The sequence below is a fragment of the Acidobacteriota bacterium genome, from assembly GCA_039030395.1.
Lineage (GTDB): Bacteria > Acidobacteriota > Thermoanaerobaculia > Multivoradales > JBCCEF01 > JBCCEF01.
In genome coordinates this window covers 190,894-212,883 of record JBCCEF010000003.1, presented here as the reverse complement: position 1 = coordinate 212,883, position 21,990 = coordinate 190,894, and the positions used below count along the sequence as shown (strand labels likewise).

Below are 21,990 nucleotides of genomic sequence, written 5' to 3'. Positions count from 1 at the left end.
TCGAGGCGCCGAAGAGTGCCCGGAGTCGGGGCCGAAACCCTGTCCAAAGGCTTGAAACAAAAGCTGAAAGGGGGCCTGAGAAGGCATCCGGCGGGGTACCGGCCCTATGGTAGATTGCCGCCAATGAATCGACTGCGAGGCTGGCTTTTCGAGCACCACCGCGGGAGTCGGCGAGGGGGCGCCCGATGAGGAACACCTTGCTGCTCGCCGGCTCGCTGATGGCGATCTGGCTGCTGTGGTCGGGAATCTACAAACCGCTAGTGATCATCCTGGGCGCGGCGTCGTGCCTGTTCGTCGCCTTTCTCACCCACCGTATGGAGACGGTCGATGACGAGCTGCGCCATTTCGCCCTGGTACCCCGGCTGGTGCGCTACCTCCCTTGGCTAGCCCTTCGCATCGTCCGCACAAATATCGACATCGCGCGCCGCATCCTGTCGCCCGCGATGCCCATCCAGCCGCAGCTCGTGCGGGTGGTCGCCAAACAGAAAACCGACCTCGGGCGGGTGATCTACGCCAATTCACTGACCCTGACGCCGGGCACCGTAACGGTAGACATGGACGGTGAGGACCTGCTCGTCCACGCCCTGACTCAAGAGAATGCCGATGCCCTCGGCCGCGGCCGGATGAACCGCAAGGTCGCTCGCTTCATCGAGGGCGAAATCACCTTCGAAGAGGCCTACGGCGACGAGTTTCGACCTAGCACCGGGGACGAGGCGTGATCTACATCGCCGCCCTGGCCGGCATTCTGGTCACCATGCTCCTCGCCCTGGTGCGCGCCGCGCTGGGTCCGACGGTGTTCGACCGCATCCTGGCGGTCAACATGTTCGGCACCAAGACGGTGTTGCTGATCGCGGTGCTCGCCTTCTGGAGCGGCAGGCCCGAGTTCCTGGACCTGTCTCTGGTCTACGCCTTGATGAACTTCATCGGCATCATCGCGGTGCTGCGCTTCGCCCGCCATGGATTCTTCGCGGCGGAGGACTCCGAGTGAACCCGGAACTCGTCCTCGATGTGTTGACCGGCTTGTTTCTGGTCTCCGGAGCGGCCTTCGTGGCGATCGGCGGCATCGGCCTGATCCGGCTGCCGGATTTCTTCTCTCGCACCCACGGAGGGGGGATCACGGACACTATGGGAGCCGGCCTGGTGCTGATCGGCTTGATGTTCCAGTCAGGGATCTCCCTGGTGACCATCAAGCTCGCGATCATCCTCTTTTTTCTGCTGGTGACCAGTCCCACCTCCTGCCATGCCCTGTCGAAGGCCGCCCTCGCCGAAGGCCTGGTGCCGGAGGTGATTGAAAAGTCTCCCCGTGACGAGGACGATGAAGGCAGAAACGCGCCGCCGGAGGATCCGCCATCCACCCAATGACCTTCGACGAGACCCAGTGGTTGACGGTCGTCCTGCTGGCTTTGCTCGCCGCCACGGCGGTGATCATCGTGCGCCGCCGGGGACTGTGGGAAGCGGTCATGCTCTCCGGCATCTACAGCTTCCTCGGCGCAAGTTGGATGATGCTCCTGGACGCCCCGGACGTCGCCTTCACCGAGGCCGCCGTCGGCGCCGGCATCTCGACGGTGCTGATGCTCGGCACCCTGGCACTGACCTCGCGCGAAGAGAAACCGCCGAAACGGCCGCCCTGGGTTCCCCTGGCGGTGGTCACGGCGACCGGAGCGGCGCTGATCTGGGGCACCTTCGACATGCCCCACATCGGCGATCCGAACGCCCCGGCGCAGGTCTACCCGGACCCTTCCTACATCGAGCGCAGCGCCGAGGACATCGACGTGCCGAACGTGGTGACGGCGGTCCTCAGCAGCTATCGCGGCTACGACACGCTGGGCGAAACGGTGGTGGTGTTCACCGCCGGCTTGGTGGTGCTGGTGTTGCTGCGGGGCCGGCGCGAGGAGTACGAATCGTGACCACCCCACCGCAAACGCCCTCTTCTCAAATGAAGGGCCTGTCGATTCTGCGAGTAGTCGCCACCCTGGCGATTCCCTTCATCCTGCTATTCGGCCTGTACGTGCAGTTTCACGGCGACTACGGCCCCGGCGGCGGATTTCAAGCGGGAGCGATCTTCGCCGCCGGCTTTATCCTCTACGCCCTGGTCTTCGGCCTCGGGGCCGCACGCCGCATCGTTCCCCAACGCACCGTGGAAGCGGGCCTGGCCCTGGGGGTGCTGATCTTCGCCGGCACCGGCGTGGCTTCGATGCTCTTCGGCGGCAACTTCCTGGACTACAACGCACTGGACTCGCACGATCCGGTACACGGCCAGCACCTGGGCATCCTGATCATCGAGTTCGGCGTCGGCGTGACCGTCGCCTCAGTGATGCTGGCGATTTTCTACGCCTTCGCCGGCCGCAAGCGGGTGGAAGATCCGATGGCCGAGCCGTTGCTCGACGGCGACGGCAACGTGGAGAACGAGGAGCCGGGTCCTTGATCCTCGGCCTTTACAACTACTGGATCGTGATCGTCCTGATGATGGTCGGTTTCTACACCGTCATCGCGCGGGAAAACCTGGTCAAGAAGGTGATCGGCCTCAATATCTTTCAGACCTCGGTGTTCTTGCTCTACATCAGCGTGGGCAAGGTGCAAAACGGCACCGCGCCGATCGTCGACGACGGATTCGAGGTATACACCAATCCTCTGCCGAGCGTGCTGATTCTCACCGCCATTGTGGTCGGTGTTGCCACCACTTCCGTCGCTCTGGCGCTGATCGTGCGGATCCGCGAAGCCTACGGCACCCTCGAAGACGACGAGATCCGCGCCCTCGACGACCAACGCCAACTCCAGTCGTCCTCATCTGGCGCTCCGGACCGCCCGTCTTGATCGAGCAGCTTCCGATCCTGCAGGTTCTCCTGCCCTTGCTAGCGGCGCCGCTGTGTGTGATGGCCCGCCGCGGGCGCGCCGCCGCGGTGCTGGCCACCGCCGTGTGCTGGGGCGCCTTCGGAGTGTCCATCGCCCTCCTCGGACGGGTGCTCGAAGAGGGCGTCATCGTCTATGCCCTCGGCGGCTGGAGCGCCCCCTGGGGCATCGAGTACCGCATCGACGTACTCGCCGCCTTCTTGGCGCTGTTTGTTTCGGGGATCGGCGCCCTGGTCTTGACCTACGCGCCACGCAGCCTGGCGGCGGAAGTAGCGGAGAGCCAGCGAAACCTGTTCTACGCCCTCTACCTGCTCTGCTTGACGGGGCTCCTCGGCATCACCATCACCGGCGATCTGTTCAATCTGTTCGTCTTCCTGGAGATCTCGTCGCTGTCGTCCTACGGACTGATCTCCCTTGGCCGGCACCGCCGCTCCCTGACCGCCGCCTTTCGGTACCTGATCATGGGCACCCTGGGCGCCACCTTCATCCTGATCGGCATCGGCCTGATGTACCAGATGACCGGTACCCTCAACATGGCGGACATGGTCGAGCGCATCGTCGAGGGAGAGTCCCTGCGCACGGTACTCGTCGCCTTTGCCTTCTTGACCGTCGGCATCGGCCTCAAGATGGCCCTCTTCCCGCTCCACCAGTGGTTGCCGGAAGCCTACGCCTTCGCGCCGTCCACCGTGTCGGCCTTCATCGCCGCCTCCTCCACCAAGGTGTCCCTCTACATCCTGCTGCGCTTCGTGTACACCATCTACGGCGTGGAGTTTGTTTTCGATCGGCTGGAACTGCACCACATCCTGGTGCCCCTTTCCCTGGCGGCGATGTTCCTCGCGTCAGGCGTAGCCATCTACCAGACGGACCTGAAGCGACTGCTGGCCTTCTCGAGCGTCGCCCAAGTGGGCTACATGACCCTGGGCGCCAGCCTCGCTTCCGTCGACGGTCTGACCGCCTCGATCGCCCACCTGTTCAATCACGCCCTGACCAAGGGCGGCATGTTCCTCGCCGTCGGCTGCCTGGTACTTCGTATCGGCCGAGTGGAGCTAAGGGACCTGCGCGGCCTGGGCCGGCGCATGCCCTGGACGTTCTTCGCCTTCGTGATCGGCGGCCTCGGCCTGATCGGCATTCCCGGCACCGCCGGCTTCGTGAGCAAGTGGTATTTGCTGCGGGCAACCCTCGGAGGCGGCGACTGGCCCCTCGCCGTGGCGGTGTTGCTCTCTTCACTGCTGGCGGTGATCTACATCTGGCGGGTGATCGAAGTGGCCTACTTCCAGCTTCCGGAGTCGCGCCACAGCCAAATCGCCGAAGCGCCCATGAGCCTGCTGATTCCCACCTGGATTCTGATCGGTGCCAGCGTCTACTTCGGCGTCCGGGCGACCTACTCGGTGGATCTTGCCCAGCGCGCCGCCCAGGCCCTCATCGGAGGCGGACCGTGAGCGCCACCGCGGCTATCGCCCTGGCCCTGCTGCTGCCGCTTACCGGCGCCGGCACCTCAGCGCTGTTCCACCGCAGCCCGAATCTGCGGGAGACCTTCAGCCTGCTGGCCGGCGGCGGTCTGCTGGCGATCACCTGGTCGCTGCTGCCGCGGGTCGAGGCCGGCGAGCGGCCAGCCCTCGAACTGTTCGAAATGCTGCCGGGGCTCGCCATCGCCTTCGAAGTCGAACCCTTGGGGATGCTCTTCGCGCTGGTGGCGGCGATGCTGTGGATCGTCACCACGGTCTACTCGATCGGCTACCTGCGGGGAAATAACGAAGACCACCAAAGCCGCTTCTTCGCCTGCTTCGCCGTCGCCATCTTCGCCGCCGTCGGCGCCGCCATGGCGGGCAACATGCTCACCCTGTTCGTCTTCTACGAAGTCTTGACCCTCTCGACCTACCCGTTGGTTACCCACCACGGAACGGCCGAAGCGCGGCGCGGCGGTCGGGTGTACCTGGGGGTTTTGCTCTTCACCTCCATCACCTTCCTGCTGTTGGCGGTGGTGTGGACCTGGTTCGCCGCCGGCACTCTCGACTTTCAACCCGGCGGCATTCTGGCCGGTAAGGCCTCCACTCCGGTACTGGCGGTGCTCCTCGCCCTCTACGCCTTCGGCACCGGCAAGGCGGCTCTGATGCCTTTCCACCGCTGGCTGCCGGCGGCGATGGTGGCGCCCACTCCGGTCTCCGCCCTGCTGCACGCCGTAGCGGTGGTCAAGGTCGGCGTTTTCACGGTGTTGAAGGTCGTGGTCTACATCTTCGGCCTGGACCTGCTGCGCGACACGGACATCAGCCTGTGGATCGCCTGGGCCGCCGGCTTCACGGTACTCGCCGCCTCACTGGTCGCGATGACCAAGGAGAACCTCAAAGCCCGCCTCGCCTATTCGACGGTCAGCCAGCTCTCCTACATCGTGCTGGGCGCGATGCTCGCCAACGCCTGGGGGGTGATCGGCGGCGGCATGCACATCGCCATGCACGCCTTCGGCAAAATCACTCTGTTTTTCTGTGCCGGTGCGATCTATGTCGCCACCCACAAGAAAGAGATCCCCGACCTCTCCGGCCTCGGCCGAGTGATGCCCTGGACCTTCGCCGCCTTCGTGGTGGGCGCTTTCAGCGTGATCGGCGTGCCGCCGCTGGGAGGCTCCTGGAGCAAGTGGTTTCTGGCCCTTGGGGCGGTCGAGGCGGAGCAGCAGATCCTGGTGGCGGTGCTGATGATCAGTTCGCTTTTGAACATCCTGTACCTGATGCCGATCCCGGTGCGGGCGTTCTTCTCGCCGCTGTCCGCAGCGGACACGAAAGCGTTTCCCGAGCGCAAGGAGCCCTGGCTGTGCGTGGCGCCGCCGGTGGTGACGGCTCTTGGATGCGTCGCCCTGTTCTTCGTGGCGGACGACATCTATCAACTCCTGATGCCGATCGCCGGAGGCTCGCCGTGAGCGGTCACGAACCCCTTCCGGAAAAGGATCGTCGTTGGCTCGACGAGCCGCGGAACGTCGACAAGATCGTCTACGGCCTGTACATCACCTGCGGGCTTCTGGTGATCCTCGATTTCTTCTACGACAAGCACCCGCACTTCGCCTTCGAGGGCTGGATCGGCTTCTTCGGCTTTTACGGCTTCCTCGGCTCCATCGGCCTGGTGATGGCCGCCAAGGCGATGCGCCTGATCCTCAAGCGGCCGGAGAACTACTACGGCCAAGAGGGCGATGGGCAGAAACCTTCCGATGGCGAGGCCAGCGATGGCTGACTTCCTCGCCACCCTGCCGCCCGGTCTGCTGCTGATCGGTGGCGGCCTACTGCTCGCGCTGTTGCGCGGCCGGATCCAGCGCTGGGCGCTGGTCATCCTGCCGCTCTTGAGCGCCTGGCACCTCCTGAGTTTCTTGCCCGAAGGCACCACCGTCGCCTACGAGATCTTCGGCTACGAGCTGATGCCGGTGCGAGTGGACCGCCTGAGCCTGGTGTGGGGATATGTCTTCCATCTGGCGGCCTTCGTCAGCGCGCTGTACGCCTTCCACGTCGAGGACACCCTGCAGCACGTCTCCGGTTTGATCTACGCCGGCGCGGCCATCGGCGCGGTGTTCTCCGGCGACCTGGTGACGCTGTTCGTCTACTGGGAGCTGACGGCCCTTTCCTCGGTGTTCCTGATCTGGGCGCGGCGTCGCGAGCGCGCCCACCACGCTGGCATGCGCTACCTGGTGGCCCAGGTGGGTTCCGGCGTGCTGTTGCTGGCCGGCGCCCTCTACCACTTCGGGGATTCCGGCTCGCTGGCCTTTGGCGCCCTCAACTTGGACACCCTGGGGGGCCTGCTGATCTTCCTGGCCTTCGGTATCAAGGCAGCCTTTCCGCTCCTCCACAACTGGCTGCAGGATGCCTACCCGGAGGCCACCGTCACCGGCACCGTCTTTCTCTCGGCCTTCACCACCAAGCTGGCGATCTACGCCTTGGCCCGCGGCTTCGCCGGCACCGAGATTCTGATCCCCATCGGCGCCGCTATGACCGCATTCCCAATCTTTTTCGCGGTGATCGAGAACGACCTCCGGCGGGTGCTGGCCTACAGCCTGAACAACCAGCTCGGCTTCATGGTGGTGGGCATCGGCCTGGGAACGGAGCTGTCCCTGAACGGTACGGCGGCGCACGCCTTCGTCCACATCCTCTACAAGGCGCTGCTCTTCATGTCGATGGGCGCCGTCCTGAACTACGCCGGCACCGCCAAGGGCTCGGAACTGGGCGGCCTCTACAAGAAAATGCCCTGGACCACCGCCTTCTGCATCGTCGGCGCGGCGTCCATTTCGGCCTTCCCGCTGTTCTCGGGCTTCGTCGCCAAAGCGTTGATCCTCAGCGAAGCGGCATACCAGCACCGCACCGTCGTCTACCTGATCCTGCTCTTTGCTTCCGCCGGCGTTTTCCACCACTCGGGGATCAAGATCCCCTTCTTCGCCTTCTTCCACCACGACACCGGCAAGTGGAAGAAGTTCGCTCCCGAGAAGCGCGACTTCGCAGGCGAGGCGCCTAAGAACATGCTGTGGGCGATGGCGCTGACGGCGTTGCCCTGCCTCGCCATCGGCATGTTCCCGCACAAGCTGCTCTACCCGCTCTTGCCCTTCCCGGTGACCTATGAGCCGTACACCATGGCCCACGTCATCACCCAAATCCAGCTTCTGATGTTCTCGGCCCTGGCCTTCACGGTGTTGAACCGCATCGGCGCCTACCCACCGGAGCTGCGCTCCACGGTGCTCGACACGGACTGGTTCTATAGGAAGCCGGGACGCGCCTTGGCCGAGTGGCTCCACCGCCACGGCGCCACCGTCGACCGCGCTCTCCGCTCCGCCTTCGTGGGCGGCCTCCACCGCCTGCTCGAACGCTCCGGCCAAGCCCTCGGCCCCACCGGCTGGCTCGGCGGAATCTGGACCACCCGCACCATGGTGCTGTGGGCCACGCTGCTACTCGCAGCCTGCTTGATCCTCTACTACGTCTGACCGAATCGCTCGCGGGTCACGGCGACACCTGGAGTGGTAGTCTCGCCTCGGACATTACCTACATCGAGAAACCGGCCTGACGCCGATCCTTGCCTAGGAAATCTCGGCCTGTCGAAAGCATCGCGCCACCGGATAGGGACCGACATCGCGCCGGCCCCGGACGACGAACAAAAGGACCCAGCATGAAGGCGAAAAGCACCTTGGCCGGCCTGTTCGGCAGATCTCCGTTCCGTCCCATGCAGCAGCACATGGAAGTCGTCGAAGAGTGTGTTGAGAAAACCGTTCTTCTCTTCAAAGCCCTAACCTCCGGCGACGACGAAAAGCTCTTCGAACGCAAGGAAGAGATCTTCGAACTCGAACGAAGAGCCGACAGCATTAAGAACGAAATCCGGTCCCACCTGCCTAAAGGCCTTTTCCTGCCGGTCGATCGCCGCGACCTGCTCGATCTTCTCAACGCGCAGGACAACATCGCCGACACGGCTCAGGATGTCGCCGGCCTTCTGACCCTGAGAAAGATGACGGTGCCGGACGTTCTTAAAGGCCAAATCTTGCCCTACGTACTGAAAACCCGCGACGCTGTAGCCAAGTGCGCGGAGGTCATCCACGAACTCGACGAGCTGATCGAGATGGGTTTCCGCGGTCGCGCCGGTGACAAGGTAGAGGAGATGGTCGATGCCTTGAACGCTCTCGAGACGGAGACCGACGACATGGGCATGAACCTCAGCCGAACGCTGTTCGAGAACGAGGACCAGTTGAAGCCGCTGACGGTGGTCTTTTGGTATGACCAGATCCAGCGTATCGGTCGCCTCGCCGACTATGCCGAGAACGTCGGCGATCGCCTGCGACTTTTGATCGCTCGCTGAGGACTGCAGGGAGGGAGACCCTTTGGAATATGCACTGATTCTCGTCACCCTGGCGATCATCTTCGCCCTCTACATGACCTGGGGTGTCGGCGCCAACGACGTCGCGAACGCCATGGGTACCTCCGTCGGCTCCGGCGCCATCACCGTTCGCCGGGCGATCATCATCGCCGCCATTTTCGAGTTTGCGGGAGCCTTTTTGGCCGGCGGTCATGTCACCGGCACCATTCGCAAGGGCATCATTGACGCCGCCGCCGTGCCGTCGCCGGAGATCCTGGTCTACGGCATGCTCTCGGCGCTGCTGGCAGCGGGAGTGTGGTTGATGGTGGCGAGCTACTTCGGCTGGCCGGTTTCCACTACCCACACCATCGTCGGCGCTCTTGTCGGCTTCGGAATGGTCGGCCTCGGGCTGAGCGCCGTCGAGTGGCAGAAGGTCGGCGGCATCGTCGCGAGTTGGGTGATCTCGCCCTTGATCGGCGCCACCATCGCCTTCCTGCTGACACAAAGCGTGCGCAAGCTCATTCTGGATACCGACTCCCCGTTCGAAAACGCCAAACGCTACGGACCCATCTATGTCTTCCTGATGGGTACCCTCGTCGCCCTAGTGACGATGTTCAAGGGCCTCAAGCACCTGGATCTCGAACTCACGACCGGCCAGTCGTTCATCGCCGCCGTCGTCATCGGCCTGCTGGTCGCCCTTGTCGGAAGAACCTTGCTGCGCCGGATTCAGGTGGACCCTTCGGCCGAAAGAGACTTCGCCTACGCCAGCGTCGAGAAGGTGTTCGCCCCCCTCTGCGTGTTCACCGCCTGCGCCATGGCCTTCGCCCACGGCTCCAACGACGTGGCCAACGGCATCGGCCCACTTGCCGCCATCGTCAGCATCGTCAACACCGGCGAGGTGGCCCAGACCTCGGCGCTGCCGTTGTGGATTCTGATCCTGGGCGGCGGCGGCATCGTGCTCGGCTTGAGCACCATGGGCTACCGGGTGATGAAGACGATCGGCACCAAGATCACCGAACTCACCCCCAGCCGCGGTTTCTGCGCCGAGCTGGCGGCCGCCTCGACGGTGGTTCTCGCCTCGCGTCTGGGCCTTCCGGTGTCGACCACTCACATCATCGTCGGCTCGGTGCTGGGGGTCGGCCTGGCGCGCGGCATTGCGGCCATCGACCTGCGCGTGGTGGCGGGAATTGTGACCTCGTGGCTGGTCACGCTGCCCATCGGAGCGGCGCTAGCGGCGTTCTTCTTCTTTTTCTTTAAGGGTCTCTTCCTCTAGCAGGGTGCTTTTCATCCCGCGTCCGGACGCCTTGCGACTGCGGAGATGCCTGGCATGAGAGACGCCGAGCTGAACCTCGAGCCCGTCCGGGAACTACAGAAGATCCGCGGAATTCCCTTCGCCCAGGGCACGGGCTACCGGCAACTCGTGGTTACCGGTCCCCACGGTTGCGGCAAGACCACCCTCATCCAATCCATCGGCGGCTGGCCGGAAGAAGGATTCCTCGATCTCACCGAAAGTCGCTGGTGGCGGTCGCGGATCCTGACGTTTCGTCCCCGAGAAGTCCATCTGGGATTTCCGTTTCGCGGCTACTCCCAGGCCTTGGCCCTGTTCGAAAGGGACTTTCTCGAAGCACCAGAAGCGCTGGTCCTCGAGCCGAAGCGCGTCCACCTACCCCAGGAGCCTTCTCGCTGGAGCTTCGTCGACTGGCGCCGCAGGGTGGTCTTCGAGTTCTTGCTGCCGCCGGCCGAAGAGGTCTTCGAGAGCCGGCGCCAACGCGCCAGCTTCCAGACTCACCCGGTGGACGCTGAGGTTTCGCTGGAGAAGACCGCCGAGGAGTTGCGGATCTACGGAGAGATCGCCCGTCTTTTTCACCGTGCCGGTCTGACCGTCTACGTTCGCGACGGTTTCGGAGCTCCACCCCATCGCATCGCCGAGAAGCGGTCCCCAGGAGCGGCCGGCAGCACCAGGCGACCCCGGCGCAGCCTCGTCGAGACCACGTTCAAGCGGATCATTCGGAGTGACGACGCACCAATCGTCGAGGTGCCGCATGGACAGACTCTCACCGGAGAGCAGATTCGGATTCCGGTATCGGCCCTTCCGGTCGAGATCGACCTCGGCTTCCAGGCGCTCCAGGTCCACCAGGATCATCCCCTCGCCCCCGGTACCGAGTGGTCGCCTGATCTGTTGATCTTCGATCCCGCGGAGTACCGGCGAGGAATCAGCGGGTTCACCCGCCTCGGATCCGGCCAGAGCACCCGCATCGGCCAACGGGAAGCGAGCCAGCGGATTTCGCTCCCCCTTCCCTCGGATGTTCGGCCCTGGCTGGAGATGAGCTTCGAAGGCGACTACCTGTGCCTGGCCGATCTTCATTCCCCCAAGGGATGCGAGGTGCGAGAAGCCGGGGAGCCGGTTCTCCTTGCAGATCGAGCGCATCGGTTGGCCAGGCTGAAAGAGATCTTCGGCGGCTCCTTCGACCGGCTCGAACCGAAAGGCGCCCTCGAATGTCTTCAGGCCGTCAACGCGCAACTTGAATCCAGCCCGCTTCGCCGCGCAAACCGCGACGGCGAACCTGGCGGCCTGATCGAGCTTCCGGACCACCTCGTGCCGGTGCTGGTGGGCGACTTGCACGCCAAATTGGAGAATCTGGTCAAGATCCTGACCGAAAACCGTTTTCTCGACGAGCTGGAGCGAAAACGAGCGGCCCTCGTGCTCCTCGGCGATGCGGTACATCGGGAAGAGTCTCAGCTCGCTGAGATGGGAAGTTCCGTCGTCGCCATGGACCTCATCCTGCGGCTGATGCGCGCCCTGCCGGGGCACGTGGTCTACCTACTGGGCAATCACGACAGTTTCTCCCACGAGGTGACCAAGCGAGGAGTCGAGCAGGGGCGCCTATGGCGAACCCATCTACACCGGACAAGGGGCGAGCGCTACGTCGAAGAGATGCGGCGCTTCTACCGCCTGAGCCCGCACGTCGCCCTCTCCAAGGACTTCATCGCCTGTCATGCGGGGCCACCGCTGGGGAAAGTCACAAGACAGGCGGTGGTGAACATCCGGCACCAGCCGAAGCTGACTCATCAGCTCACCTGGATCCGGCTCCGTCGCCCCGGCAAGCCCACCGGCTATGGCAAGCGAGATGTCGTCGCCTTCCGCCGGGCCCTCGGGAAAAAGAAGTCGACGGCCTTCATCGTTTCCCATAATCCGCTGTCAGACGACGCGACGTACTGGCAAAACGCCGGAGGTATCAAGGGTCACCACATCGTTTACAGCGCGCGCAGCGATCGCCTGGCCGTCTTCACCCGCATCGACGGCATGATGGTGCCGCTCGAATACCGAGTGGAGCCGCTCACTCGGCTCTGAGCACCGACGAGGCCGTCCGACCCGCCGGATTGCTGGACGGGTATGGGACAGCCGCAACATCGTACTGTGGCCCACAAAAAAAGCCCCTTCGCCGAAGCGAAGGGGCTTTTCAGGCTTACCGACCGGCTGGGCTCTGCTACCTTGCCAGCCGCCGCTGGACGCGGGCGCGTTCGGCGGCTTCATCGCGGGCTTGCAGAGCCTTCTCACCGACGGTGAGTCCGCCGTGCTCGGCGGCGAGGCGAGTCGCTTCGGCCGGGTCGAGGTCGTCGAGGTCGCGTGCCTGCTCGGTCAAGAGCACCAGTTTGTTGTCGCCCACTTGGGCGAAGCCGCCGTCGACATACAGGCGCTCCGAGCCGCCGTCCGCCTTGGTCACCCGGAGCAGGCCGATCCCCACCAGCGACAACAGCGGCGCGTGGTTCGGCAGGATGCCGATCTCGCCGTCGTTGGCCGGAAAAACCGCCGAGGTGGCTTCCGCCTCGAGGGCGGCGCCTTCGGGGGTGACCACGCTGACCTTGAAGGTCTTGCTCGCCACGCCTACTTCATCTCCTCGGCCTTCTTGGCCGCGTCTTCGATGGTGCCGACGTACATGAAGGCACCTTCCGGCAGATGATCCCACTTGCCGTTGCAGAGCTCTTCGAAGGAGCGGATGGTGTCCTCCGGCTTGACGTACACGCCGGGGATGCCGATGAACTGCTCCGCCACGAAGAAGGCCTGCGACAGGAAGCGCTCGATGCGGCGGGCGCGGGCCACGATGACCTTGTCCTCCTCGGACAGCTCGTCGACGCCCAGGATGGCGATGATGTCCTGCAGGTCCTTGTAGCGCTGGAGGATCTGCTGCACCTGCCGGGCCACCGCGTAGTGGCGTTCGCCGAGGAGTTCCGGCGAGACAATGCGGGAACTGGAAGCGAGGGGATCGACGGCGGGATAGATGCCCTTCTCCGCGATGGAGCGCTCCAGGTTGACGGTGGAGTCCAGGTGGGTGAAGGCCGAGGCCGGCGCCGGGTCGGTGTAGTCATCCGCTGGCACGTAGATCGCCTGAATACTGGTCACCGCGCCGGCGGCGGTGGAGGTAATGCGCTCCTGCAGCTCGCCCATCTCGGTGGTCAGCGTCGGCTGGTAGCCCACCGCCGAAGGCATACGGCCGAGAAGCGCCGAGACCTCGGAACCGGCCTGCGAGAAACGGAAGATGTTGTCGACGAAAAGCAGCGTGTCGGCACCTGTCTGGTCGCGGAAGTGCTCGGCCATGGTCAAGGCCGACAGCGCCACGCGCAGACGCGCGCCCGGCGGCTCGTTCATCTGGCCGAAGACCATCACCGTCTGGTCGAGCACTCGCTTGCCGGTGTCGCCGATCTTGGCTTCCTGCATCTCGAGCCACAGGTCGTTGCCTCCACGAGTCCGCTCGCCGACGCCGGCAAAGCAGGAGTAGCCGCTGTGGAAGCGGGCCAGACGGGCGATCAGCTCCTGAATGATGACCGTCTTTCCCACACCGGCGCCACCGAACAGACCGGCCTTACCGCCGCGCACCAACGGGCAGAGGAGGTCGATCACCTTGATGCCCGTTTCGAACATCTCGGTCTTGGCGGAAACCTCGGAGAGGTCCGGCGCCGGCTGGTGGATGGCGCGGGTTTCGGCGGTCTCCAGCGGACCGCGGCCGTCGATGGTCTCGCCGACCATGTTGAACACCCGGCCGAGGGTGGCCTCACCGACGGGCACCTTCACCGGCGCGCCGGTGTCTTCGATCTGAGCACCGCGGCTCAGGCCGTCGGTGGATCCCAGGGAGACAGCGCGCACGCGGCCGCCGCCGAGGTGCTGGGCCACCTCGCACCAGAGGGTTTCCTCGAAGGTGTCGCCGAGCACCGTGCGCTCGACGGGCACCTTGAGGGCGTTGTAGATCGCAGGCATCCGGTCTTCCGGGAACTGCGCGTCGAGGGTCGAGCCGATGACCTGCGTCACCGTGCCGTAATTGGTCTCTGCCATGGAACGATTTCCTCGTGTTCTCTAGAAAAATCTCATCAAGCCAGGGCGTTGGCGCCGCCGACGATGTCGAGCAGCTCCAGGGTGATCTGGCTCTGGCGCGCCCGGTTGTATTCCCGCGTTAGGTTTCCGATCATCTCTTCCGCCGCTTCGGTGGCCGCCTTCATGGCCGCCATGCGGGCGATCTGCTCGCTGACGGCGGCGTCGTTGAAGCTCTGGAAGAGGCGCATGCGAACCGCCGCCGGCAGCAGCCGCTCGAGCAGCTCCTCGGGGGACGGTTGAATTTCGTAAATGCCCTGCGCTCCGGTCTCTTCCTCCGCCTCGCCGGCGGTTTCCTCGCGCGACAGGGGCAACAACTGGAAGATCTCCGGCAACTGCTTGCCAGGGGAGTAGAAGCGCATGTAGGCAACGTAAACGGAGCCGAGGCGCCCGGCGGTAAACTCGTCGATCAACTCCTGGGCGATGGGCTCCACCTGCTCGAAACGCGGCTTGTCGTCGATGTCCAGGATCTGGCGCTCGACGTCGCGGCCGCTGAACTTGAAGGCCGACAGGCCCTTGCGGCCGACCATGTAGACGTCCGTCTCGAGACCCGACGCTTTTTGCGCCTTGAGGTGGGCGTTGGCGGTGCGGATGACGTTGGCGTTGTAGCCGCCGCACAGACCGCGGTTGCTGGTCAACACCACCAGCGCCGAGCGCTTGGAATCCGACGGCTGCATCAGGGGATGTTCGTAGTCGCCGGTGACGCCGGATAGATCCTCGATCAGCTCCGCCAGCTTGTCCGTGTAGGGACGCGTCCGCACCGCGCGGTTCATCGCCGACTGAAATCGGGCGGTCGCGATGAGCTGCATGGTGCGCGTGATCTTCTTGATATTGCGCACCGCTTTGCGGCGCTTGACGATGGCTCGGCGGTTGGCCATGGGTCAGTCTTCCTGGTCTTCCTGGATCTCGCGCACGAAGGCCGCCTTGGCGGTCTCGATCACGTTGCGAACCTTCTCGTTCAGCTCGTCAGAAATGGCCTGTTTTTCGTCCAGCTCGTCGACGAGCTCCGGGAATTCGTCCCGGAACACAGCCAACAGCCGATGCTCGAATTCGAGCACACGATCCACCGGCAGGTCGTCCAGGTATCCCTGGGTGCCGGCGAAGATGGAGAGGATCTGATCGTTGACGTTGTACGGCACGTACTGAGGCTGCTTCAAAAGCTCCGTCATGCGCTTGCCGCGATCGAGCTGACGCTGCGAGGCGGCATCGAGTTCCGTTCCGAGCTGGGCGAAGGCTTCCAGGTCGCGGAAGGACGCCAGATCGAGGCGAAGCGAGCCGGAGATCTTCTTCATCGCCTTCCGCTGGGCGTTGCCGCCCACACGAGAGACAGAGATACCCACGTTGACCGCCGGCCTCACGCCGGCGAAGAACAGGTCCGGCTCTAGGTAGATCTGACCGTCGGTGATGGAGATCACGTTGGTCGGAATGTAGGCCGAAACCTCGCCTTCGAGGGTCTCGATCACCGGCAGGGCGGTCATCGAACCCCCGCTGTCCGGGTACTTGTGGACCCGGTACTGGTCCCTGTCGTCGAGACTGGCGAGCCACGCCTCGGCGCGCTCTTGGCCCTCGTGCCGGTGATAGAGGCCGGTGGCCTCGTCCGGACGGTGCTCTTCCGGCGCCGCCAGGCCTTCCGGATGCTTGCGGACGATGGAACGATCCGTCGAATCCTCCGGCGTGTCCTGCGGCACGATGCCGAACTCCTCGCGCAGCTTGACGCTACGCTCGAGCAAGCGAGAGTGCAGGTAGAAAACATCGCCCGGGTAGGCTTCGCGGCCCGGTGGCCGGCGCAGCAGCAGCGAGAGCTGGCGGTACGCCTGGGCCTGCTTCGACAGGTCGTCGTAGACGCACAGCGTCGCGCGGCCTTCCTGGTACATGAAGTATTCGGCCATCGCCGCGCCGGCGTAGGGGGCGATGTACTGAAGCGGCGCCGGATCGGAAGCAGAAGCGGCCACTACGATGGTGTAGTCCATGGCGCCTTCTTCGCGCAGCTTCTCGACCACCGCGGCGACCGTCGAGTCCTTCTGGCCGACCGCCACGTAGACGCAGATCACCCCGCTGTCGCGCTGGTTCAGGATGGTGTCGATGGCGATGGCGGTTTTGCCGGTCTTGCGATCGCCGATGATCAGCTCGCGCTGGCCGCGGCCGATCGGGATCATGCTGTCGATCGCCTTAATGCCCGTCTGCAGCGGCTCCGTCACCGGCTGCCGCTCGGCGATGCCGGGGGCCTTGAACTCCATTGGACGGCGATGCGGAGTCTCGATCACGCCGAGGCCATCGAGGGGCTCACCCAAAGGGTTGACCACGCGGCCGACCATCTCCTCGCCCACCGGCACCGAGAGCAACTCACCGGTGCGCCGCACCTCGTCGCCCTCCTTGATGCCGAGGTAATCGCCGAGGATGACGACACCGACGGAATTCTCTTCCAGGTTGAACACCTGGCCCGAGGCGCCGTTTTCGAACACCAGCCGCTCGCTGGCCATGGCGTTGCCCAGGCCGTAGACCCGGGCGATGCCGTCACCGACCTCGAGCACTCGGCCGACCTCGGCGAGATCCGCCTCGCCGCGGTATTGCTGAATCTCCTCCGAAATGACGGAAGCGATCTCGTCGACTTTGAACTTCATTTTGCGGTTCCTCAGTTCTCGACGTGCGCGCCGCGATGAATCTGGCGCGATGCACGGTTCAGGAGCTTGTCGCTCAAGTTGGTTAGGCGCGTGGCGACGCTCGAATCGGCCTTCTGATCTCCAATCTGCACCACCATGCCTCCGATCAGCGAGGGATCGACCTGCTCATCGAGGGTGGCATCCTTGCCGGTGGCTCCCTTGACCGCCGCGCGAATCCGCTCGCGCTGCGGGTCGGAAAGGGCCACCGCCGAGATCACCCGGGCTTCCACCCGCCCCTGGAGTTGGTTCAACTCCTGGCGATAGGTAAAGGCGATGGCCGGCACCAGGTGGATGCGGCCCTTGCGGTTCAAGACCTGGAGGGAGTCCACCAGCAGATCGCTCGCCTTGCCGCGGAAGGTCTTCTCCAAGCTTTCCCGCCGCTTGTCGGAGTCGACCAACGGCGACGACAGGAAGGCGCGAAAGGTCTCATCGCGCTCGATCAGACGGGCAATGGACTGCAGCTCCTCGCGCAGGTCATCGACCGCGCCGGCCTGCTGTGCCTCCGCCTGTTGAGCTAGGGCCAGCATGGCCTTGCTGTAGACCTGCGCCACGGCGATCTGGTCGTCACTGAAGCTCGACATGCTCGTTCCTCGACCTTCCGGCTCAGTTCGGGTTGATCTTCTCGATGGCGGCGATCGACTCGGCGATCAGCTGCTCGTGATCGTTCGGCGTCAGCTCGCGCTTCAAAATGCGCGACGCCGCATCGACGGTCAAGCTGGTCGCTCGCGAGTAGAGATCCTTGACCGCCGTGTCCTTGGCGATCTCGATCTCCCGCTTGGCCCGTTCGAGAGTCTTCTGCGCCTCTTCCTGGGCCTTTTCTTCCTCGCGCTGGCGAAGCACGGCGGCATCGCGCCGGGCCTCGTCCACAATCTCTTCGACCTCAGAGCGCGCCTGGGCCAGCTTCTCCTCGTACTCGGCCAGCTTGGCCGAAGCGAGATCGCGCTCTTCCTTGGCCTTGGCCAGAGAGTCGAAGATGAACTGCTCGCGCGACTGGAGTCCGTTCAAAACCGGCCCCCAGGCGAACTTGCCGAGAACCACCAGCAGGATCACGAAGATGACCAGGGTCCAGATCATGTTGCCGAGGTCGCCGGCGAACAGACTTCCGGATTCCCCGCCCCCTTCGGCCGCCCACACGGGGGCCACCAGGAACAGCGAGGACAGCCCGATCAGGGACCACCGCCGGATCATCGAGAATGTCTCGATCTTGCGCATAGCACCATGCCCTTGTACACGGCACCCTCTCCTCGAAGGCGCCCTCAATGGATGGCCGCCGGGGCCGACCGATCCTCCGTCGGCCCCGCGGAAACGGCGTTGAATCAACCGGCCGTCACAGCGAGCATGCCGACGACGACGCCGAACAGCGCGGCGCCCTCGATCAGCGCGGCGCTGATGATCATGGCGGTCTGAATCTGACCCGTCGCCTCGGGCTGACGGGCGATGGACTCCACAGCACCGGCGCCGATGCGACCGATACCCATACCGGCGCCGATCGCCGCCAGGCCGGCACCGATGGCGCCACCCAGCTTCTGCAGTCCGAGTCCGGTGGTCACTCCACCCGCTTCCTGGGCGGCGAGGGTCGGCACGAACATCAGAGCCAAGCCCACGACGAACATGGCCAATGCGACCTTTGCAGCTTTCTTGCTCATCTCTCCAGAATTCCTTTCTTGGTCAACCGTGGGCCGACCCCTCCGATCGACCTCGTAGTGCGAGTCACTTCCACCTTCGCCGACGTTCTCGGCCAAGGCCTCCGCAACATTCTTCACATCAGTGAGCGTGCGCCTCCGCATGGTCTTCGTGGTGGAAAATCACCGACATACCGAGGAACAACGTGGTCAAAAACGTAAAAATGTACGCCTGCAGGAAGGCGACGAAAATTTCCAAGAGATTGATCGCGACGCTGCCGGCCACCACCGGCAGCGAGATTGCGAAGCCGGCGGCGGCGCCGGACGCCGAGCCCACCGAGATGATGAAGCCCAGCAGCACCGCCAGCAAAATGTGGCCGGCGACCATGTTGGCGAACAGCCGGATCGCCAGAGAGGCCGCCTTGGCCACCAGCCCCACCAGTTCGAGGGGCACCAGCAGCGGCGCCATCCACCAGGGACCTGGATTGAAGTGCTTGATGTAGTCGAGGCCGCCCAGCCGCAGACCATTGACGATCAGCATGCCCAAGGTAGTCAGGGCGAGGGTCGTGGTGACCCAGATGTTGGCCGTCGGCGTGCCGCCGATGTGCTTTCCGAAAAGCCCCATCGAGATGGCGGCGATGGGCAACAGGCCCAGCAGGTTCATCGTCAGGATGAAAAAGAATACGGTCCAGATGTATTTGATGAAGCGGTCCGTGTAGTCCTCGAGCAACGGCTCGGCCATGTCCTTGCGCAGGTAGTGGCAGACGGACTCGATCAAATTCGCGCCGCCGGCGGGCACCAGCCGGCCGACCTCGTCGCTGCCCTTGCGCTTGCGCACCATCAGGGGCAGAAAAATCATCAGCAGCAGGGCGGCGAGAATCATCACCACAATCTGATCCGAAAGCAGGGTGACCACGCCGTTCGGCGTGAGCATTCCGAGATGCGCCTCCTCGGTGTGCAGCGGGTGCTGAACGACGTGATCGATGGGATCTCCCGAGCCCATACCGAGCCGCGAGAACCCAAACCGAGCCAACAGATCCCATCCGTCGAGCTTCAAGCCGTGCTGTCCAAGACTCAAGAGGTTCATCTCTCGTTCACCTTCATCAGTATTCGCAGCTTCCGTCCCGCTACTTCGTTGAACCCACCGCCGAATCCGCCTTCGCCAGCCCGAGGGCGAACCAGGTGTCCACCGCCAGAAGGGCGGCGTAACTGACCGCCAAACCGACCAGCAGCACTCGCGGCTCGAGCCCGAAGCCGACGCCGAACACCAGCCCAAGAACCAGCGTGGTGATCAACCTCAGGCCGGTGGCGGCCAGCGCTCGAACCACGATCGGTTCGCCGGCGCGGCGGCCCACCACCATCGGCAGCGCGCCGACCATCGACGCCACCCAACTGGCGGCGCAGGCGGCCCACAGGGCCGGTGGGCCGACATCTCCCACCCAGTTGCGCACCGGCAGCCAACCGAGGAGCCCGATCACCCAGGCGATCGCTGCCGCCAGGAGCGCGAACCGGAGCATTCGCCGGGACACCGGACTACCCACGTCGTCGGAATCCGTCACGAACGCTCCTCATCCAAGGGCAAAGCCTGCTCGGCATCGCGCCTGAGCGAAGACAACGTCCCTCGCACCAGGTTGTACAGACCGCCGACCAAACCGACCGTCAACCCGATCAGCAAGCCCCACGGCTCACTCCCGAAGTGCCGGTCGATCCAGAAACCGAGAAGCGTCAGTCCCGCTACGGCCGCCGCCAACTCGAAACCGATACCGAGGTAGCGCATGCCCGGTGAGCGGGTCCGTTTCGCCATGCGTCGAAAATTCCTCAATGAACGCCAGCCATCGCGAGCGACTGAGACCTGGAGCGGGGCGGACGAAGAGGGATCAGAGGAGGTCTCCGAGCCGTGGTCGTCGTCTTGAAGTGGATACCCGCTGAGATCGGCTGGTTTTTCCGGGGGTGTTTGGGGTCGAGGCGAACGCCTTCCAGACCACCGTCCCGGCGAGAGAAAACTATCACCGGCCGAAAGCCAGGGTCAACCCCGCCCGTCGGGCATCGCGGACCAACGGAGCCGCGGCCAGGACGTATGATCTCGTGAGGCCGACGACCATGCCCCCTTCCGAATACGATCCGCTCTTCGCCAGCTCTTCCGACCCCTCCGGACAGGAAGGCCTGGACGAGGTGCGGGCGCGCTTCGAGGAGGCCAGCCGACCCTACCTGCGAGGCCCCTGGTCGTGGATCGCCTGGGCAGTCCTGCTGCCGGCGGCCGCCCTGGCGACGACCACGGTGCACAAATCCTTCGGCTACGCCGGTTCGCTGATTCTCTGGTCCGTGGCGGTGCTCGCCGGAGGCGCGGTGGAAGGAGCGGTCATCTTCAGCAGCGGCCGACCGACCGCCCAAGGCCAAGGCGGCCTGTCGCGCTGGGTCTTCCGGGTGCAGGGCAACACCTCGCTGATCGCCGCAGCACTCTCCGCGCTGCTTCTCACCTCCGGGCTGGCCTGGGCGCTGCCGGCCCTCTGGCTGTTGCTGCTCGGCCACTCCTTCTACGCCGTGGGCGGCCTGTCCCTCGGCGCCTTTCGGCCCTACGGCCTGCTCTATCAGGGCGGCGGCTTGGTGGCCCTCTGGCCGAGTGGCTATTCGCTGGAGGTCTTCGCCCTGACAACGTTCGTCGCCAACCTGTGGATGGCCTGGGCGGTCGCCCGCTATCTGCGTTCTCACGGGGGCTAGGCGCCCGCACGCGGGACCGCCCCCTCGCCTCCAAGAAGGGTCATTCTTGGAGGCTCACCCCCTTCCTCGAGGCCTCTGGCGTCGCCTCGCCCTTCGGGCTCGGAAGCGCTCTGCTCAAGTAGCAGAGCGCCGCCGTTACGCACCGCCTAGGTCGATCCAGCTAGGAAACCTGGAAGGTCTCGCTGCCGCTCAGGCGGTCCGCCAGGGAACGGCCGGTGAGGGAGAGGAGGAAAGGAAGTCCGGCGAGGGCTACCGTCAACAACCCGCCGAGCCAGCGCATGCCGGTCTGGCCGAAGGTCAGCGGTTGATCCCCCGGCGCCCGCGCCACCACTCCGGCGATCGCCATTCCCGGAGTCTGTCCCCAGAAGGCCAGGCTGACCACCGAGTAGACGAAGGAGAAGACCACCAGAAAGGTGCCGAAGGGCAGGGCGTGGGCCAACGGACTGCCGGGGCCGCCGACCGCCATCGAGCCGAGCAGGCACAGTCCGAGTACCGTCACCAACAGGAGGCCGTCGACCGCCACCGCCACCGCCCGCTCGCGGAAGGCGGCGATCCCGCCGCCGGCCGATGTTTCGGCGGAGGCCTCGACCGGCACCGGACCAGCGGCCGGCTCGCCGTCGTCTGCGAGCGGCAGGACCGGCGCTGCGGGTGATTCCGCCGCCGCAGGAACGGCGGTCACCGCCTCTGACGGCTGATCCGAAAACAGCGGCAGTTCGTCGGGACTCAGGGGCTTCGGGAGTTCGGAGGGAGGATCGTCAAAGGGAAAGGAATCGCGCGGCGCAGCGGACTCCTCGCCGAAGGCGAAGTCCGCGGGAGCGGGCGCTTCGTCCGCGGCAGCGGCTTGGGACTCCTCGCTCGCCACGCTCGGTTCGTCTACGCCCGCCTCGTCTTCCTCCTGCTCTTCTTTGGAAGAGTCTCCGAAGTCGAGATCGAACAGCCAAGGTTCGTCGCGGCGATCGTTCACTTACCG

At 64.8% G+C, this 21,990-nt stretch carries 25 protein-coding genes; 14 read left to right on the top strand and 11 right to left on the bottom strand.

Going from position 1 to position 21,990, the window contains the following annotated elements; genetic code table 11:
• Window positions 1–185: 185 nt before the first annotated feature.
• The 13 genes from AAF481_05210 to AAF481_05150 all read left to right on the top strand — a co-directional run bounded on the left by AAF481_05210 (window position 186) and on the right by AAF481_05150 (window position 12,007).
• A complete protein-coding gene (locus AAF481_05210) occupies window positions 186–719 on the top strand; it encodes a Na+/H+ antiporter subunit E (protein MEM7480550.1) in 534 nt (177 codons plus the stop codon).
• On the top strand, window positions 719–988 hold the full coding sequence (locus AAF481_05205) for a monovalent cation/H+ antiporter complex subunit F (GenBank protein MEM7480549.1): 270 nt from the start codon (window positions 719–721) through the stop codon (window positions 986–988). Before AAF481_05210 ends, AAF481_05205 begins: the two co-directional genes overlap by 1 nt.
• Entirely contained in the window at window positions 985–1,362 is a 378-nt protein-coding gene (gene mnhG, locus AAF481_05200) for a monovalent cation/H(+) antiporter subunit G (protein MEM7480548.1), read from the top strand. Before AAF481_05205 ends, mnhG begins: the two co-directional genes overlap by 4 nt.
• A complete protein-coding gene (locus tag AAF481_05195) occupies window positions 1,359–1,907 on the top strand; it encodes a DUF4040 domain-containing protein (protein ID MEM7480547.1) in 549 nt (182 codons plus the stop codon). The genes mnhG and AAF481_05195 overlap by 4 nt, the downstream gene beginning before the upstream one ends.
• Complete coding sequence (locus AAF481_05190; protein ID MEM7480546.1) at window positions 1,904–2,425, top strand: Na(+)/H(+) antiporter subunit B; 522 nt, start codon at window positions 1,904–1,906, stop codon at window positions 2,423–2,425. The genes AAF481_05195 and AAF481_05190 overlap by 4 nt, the downstream gene beginning before the upstream one ends.
• On the top strand, window positions 2,422–2,814 hold the full coding sequence (locus AAF481_05185) for a cation:proton antiporter subunit C (protein ID MEM7480545.1): 393 nt from the start codon (window positions 2,422–2,424) through the stop codon (window positions 2,812–2,814). Before AAF481_05190 ends, AAF481_05185 begins: the two co-directional genes overlap by 4 nt.
• A complete protein-coding gene (locus AAF481_05180) occupies window positions 2,811–4,289 on the top strand; it encodes a monovalent cation/H+ antiporter subunit D family protein (protein ID MEM7480544.1) in 1,479 nt (492 codons plus the stop codon). Before AAF481_05185 ends, AAF481_05180 begins: the two co-directional genes overlap by 4 nt.
• Window positions 4,286–5,758 carry a monovalent cation/H+ antiporter subunit D family protein gene (locus AAF481_05175; protein MEM7480543.1) on the top strand — a complete coding sequence of 491 codons (1,473 nt, stop codon included), beginning with the start codon at window positions 4,286–4,288 and terminating at the stop codon, window positions 5,756–5,758. The genes AAF481_05180 and AAF481_05175 overlap by 4 nt, the downstream gene beginning before the upstream one ends.
• Window positions 5,755–6,066: a hypothetical protein gene (locus tag AAF481_05170; protein MEM7480542.1), complete on the top strand. Its 312-nt coding sequence runs from the start codon at window positions 5,755–5,757 to the stop codon at window positions 6,064–6,066. The genes AAF481_05175 and AAF481_05170 overlap by 4 nt, the downstream gene beginning before the upstream one ends.
• Window positions 6,059–7,795, top strand: coding sequence for a Na(+)/H(+) antiporter subunit D (locus AAF481_05165; GenBank protein ID MEM7480541.1), 1,737 nt, complete (start codon window positions 6,059–6,061; stop codon window positions 7,793–7,795). Before AAF481_05170 ends, AAF481_05165 begins: the two co-directional genes overlap by 8 nt.
• A gap of 182 nt (window positions 7,796–7,977) precedes the next feature.
• The gene (locus tag AAF481_05160; GenBank protein MEM7480540.1) at window positions 7,978–8,658 is read left to right on the top strand and encodes a TIGR00153 family protein; all 681 of its coding nucleotides are present in this window, start codon (window positions 7,978–7,980) and stop codon (window positions 8,656–8,658) included.
• Between the two features lie 73 nt (window positions 8,659–8,731).
• Window positions 8,732–9,928 (top strand): inorganic phosphate transporter, encoded by a 1,197-nt coding sequence (locus AAF481_05155; GenBank protein ID MEM7480539.1) that lies wholly within the window; start codon window positions 8,732–8,734, stop codon window positions 9,926–9,928.
• Window positions 9,929–9,982: 54 nt separating this feature from the next.
• A complete protein-coding gene (locus AAF481_05150) occupies window positions 9,983–12,007 on the top strand; it encodes a metallophosphoesterase (GenBank protein ID MEM7480538.1) in 2,025 nt (674 codons plus the stop codon).
• Between the two features lie 136 nt (window positions 12,008–12,143).
• Here AAF481_05150 and atpC read toward each other — a convergent pair whose 3' ends face one another.
• The 10 genes from atpC to AAF481_05100 form a co-directional block, all read right to left on the bottom strand.
• Window positions 12,144–12,539, bottom strand: a complete 396-nt coding sequence (gene atpC / locus AAF481_05145; protein ID MEM7480537.1) for an ATP synthase F1 subunit epsilon — start codon at window positions 12,537–12,539, stop codon at window positions 12,144–12,146.
• Between the two features lie 2 nt (window positions 12,540–12,541).
• Window positions 12,542–13,984, bottom strand: coding sequence for a F0F1 ATP synthase subunit beta (gene atpD / locus AAF481_05140; GenBank protein MEM7480536.1), 1,443 nt, complete (start codon window positions 13,982–13,984; stop codon window positions 12,542–12,544).
• A gap of 35 nt (window positions 13,985–14,019) precedes the next feature.
• On the bottom strand, window positions 14,020–14,898 hold the full coding sequence (gene atpG, locus AAF481_05135; GenBank protein ID MEM7480535.1) for an ATP synthase F1 subunit gamma: 879 nt from the start codon (window positions 14,896–14,898) through the stop codon (window positions 14,020–14,022).
• Window positions 14,899–14,901: 3 nt separating this feature from the next.
• A complete protein-coding gene (atpA, locus tag AAF481_05130) occupies window positions 14,902–16,641 on the bottom strand; it encodes a F0F1 ATP synthase subunit alpha (protein ID MEM7480534.1) in 1,740 nt (579 codons plus the stop codon).
• Window positions 16,642–16,652: 11 nt separating this feature from the next.
• A complete protein-coding gene (atpH, locus tag AAF481_05125) occupies window positions 16,653–17,261 on the bottom strand; it encodes an ATP synthase F1 subunit delta (protein MEM7480533.1) in 609 nt (202 codons plus the stop codon).
• A 22-nt stretch (window positions 17,262–17,283) separates the two neighbouring features.
• The gene (gene atpF / locus AAF481_05120; GenBank protein ID MEM7480532.1) at window positions 17,284–17,892 is read right to left on the bottom strand and encodes a F0F1 ATP synthase subunit B; all 609 of its coding nucleotides are present in this window, start codon (window positions 17,890–17,892) and stop codon (window positions 17,284–17,286) included.
• A gap of 104 nt (window positions 17,893–17,996) precedes the next feature.
• Entirely contained in the window at window positions 17,997–18,269 is a 273-nt protein-coding gene (atpE, locus tag AAF481_05115) for an ATP synthase F0 subunit C (protein ID MEM7480531.1), read from the bottom strand.
• Between the two features lie 175 nt (window positions 18,270–18,444).
• A complete protein-coding gene (gene atpB / locus AAF481_05110; protein MEM7480530.1) occupies window positions 18,445–19,389 on the bottom strand; it encodes a F0F1 ATP synthase subunit A in 945 nt (314 codons plus the stop codon).
• Between the two features lie 40 nt (window positions 19,390–19,429).
• A complete protein-coding gene (locus AAF481_05105) occupies window positions 19,430–19,861 on the bottom strand; it encodes a hypothetical protein (GenBank protein MEM7480529.1) in 432 nt (143 codons plus the stop codon).
• Window positions 19,858–20,106: an AtpZ/AtpI family protein gene (locus AAF481_05100; protein MEM7480528.1), complete on the bottom strand. Its 249-nt coding sequence runs from the start codon at window positions 20,104–20,106 to the stop codon at window positions 19,858–19,860. Before AAF481_05100 ends, AAF481_05105 begins: the two co-directional genes overlap by 4 nt.
• A gap of 296 nt (window positions 20,107–20,402) precedes the next feature.
• Here AAF481_05100 and AAF481_05095 point away from each other — a divergent pair, with 296 nt between their 5' ends.
• Entirely contained in the window at window positions 20,403–21,020 is a 618-nt protein-coding gene (locus AAF481_05095; GenBank protein MEM7480527.1) for a hypothetical protein, read from the top strand.
• Window positions 21,021–21,180: 160 nt separating this feature from the next.
• On the opposite strand, the gene AAF481_05090 is transcribed toward AAF481_05095, so the two are convergent.
• Window positions 21,181–21,984 carry an RDD family protein gene (locus AAF481_05090; GenBank protein MEM7480526.1) on the bottom strand — a complete coding sequence of 268 codons (804 nt, stop codon included), beginning with the start codon at window positions 21,982–21,984 and terminating at the stop codon, window positions 21,181–21,183.
• Window positions 21,985–21,990: the final 6 nt, after the last annotated feature.

What these genes read in the sequence shown, in the direction of transcription:
- AAF481_05210 (MEM7480550.1), top strand. Translation starts at nt 186, where the DNA reads ATGAGGAACACCTTGCTGCTCGCCGGCTCGCTGATGGCGATCTGGCTG.
- AAF481_05195 (MEM7480547.1), top strand. Translation starts at nt 1,359, where the DNA reads ATGACCTTCGACGAGACCCAGTGGTTGACGGTCGTCCTGCTGGCTTTG.
- AAF481_05165 (MEM7480541.1), top strand. Translation starts at nt 6,059, where the DNA reads ATGGCTGACTTCCTCGCCACCCTGCCGCCCGGTCTGCTGCTGATCGGT.
- AAF481_05160 (MEM7480540.1), top strand. Translation starts at nt 7,978, where the DNA reads ATGAAGGCGAAAAGCACCTTGGCCGGCCTGTTCGGCAGATCTCCGTTC.
- AAF481_05155 (MEM7480539.1), top strand. Translation starts at nt 8,732, where the DNA reads ATGACCTGGGGTGTCGGCGCCAACGACGTCGCGAACGCCATGGGTACC.
- AAF481_05150 (MEM7480538.1), top strand. Translation starts at nt 9,983, where the DNA reads ATGAGAGACGCCGAGCTGAACCTCGAGCCCGTCCGGGAACTACAGAAG.
- atpD (MEM7480536.1), bottom strand. Translation starts at nt 13,984, where the DNA reads ATGGCAGAGACCAATTACGGCACGGTGACGCAGGTCATCGGCTCGACC.
- atpG (MEM7480535.1), bottom strand. Translation starts at nt 14,898, where the DNA reads ATGGCCAACCGCCGAGCCATCGTCAAGCGCCGCAAAGCGGTGCGCAAT.
- atpA (MEM7480534.1), bottom strand. Translation starts at nt 16,641, where the DNA reads ATGAAGTTCAAAGTCGACGAGATCGCTTCCGTCATTTCGGAGGAGATT.
- atpH (MEM7480533.1), bottom strand. Translation starts at nt 17,261, where the DNA reads ATGTCGAGCTTCAGTGACGACCAGATCGCCGTGGCGCAGGTCTACAGC.
- atpF (MEM7480532.1), bottom strand. Translation starts at nt 17,892, where the DNA reads ATGCGCAAGATCGAGACATTCTCGATGATCCGGCGGTGGTCCCTGATC.
- atpE (MEM7480531.1), bottom strand. Translation starts at nt 18,269, where the DNA reads ATGTTCGTGCCGACCCTCGCCGCCCAGGAAGCGGGTGGAGTGACCACC.
- atpB (MEM7480530.1), bottom strand. Translation starts at nt 19,389, where the DNA reads ATGAACCTCTTGAGTCTTGGACAGCACGGCTTGAAGCTCGACGGATGG.
- AAF481_05100 (MEM7480528.1), bottom strand. Translation starts at nt 20,106, where the DNA reads ATGGCGAAACGGACCCGCTCACCGGGCATGCGCTACCTCGGTATCGGT.
- AAF481_05095 (MEM7480527.1), top strand. Translation starts at nt 20,403, where the DNA reads ATGCCCCCTTCCGAATACGATCCGCTCTTCGCCAGCTCTTCCGACCCC.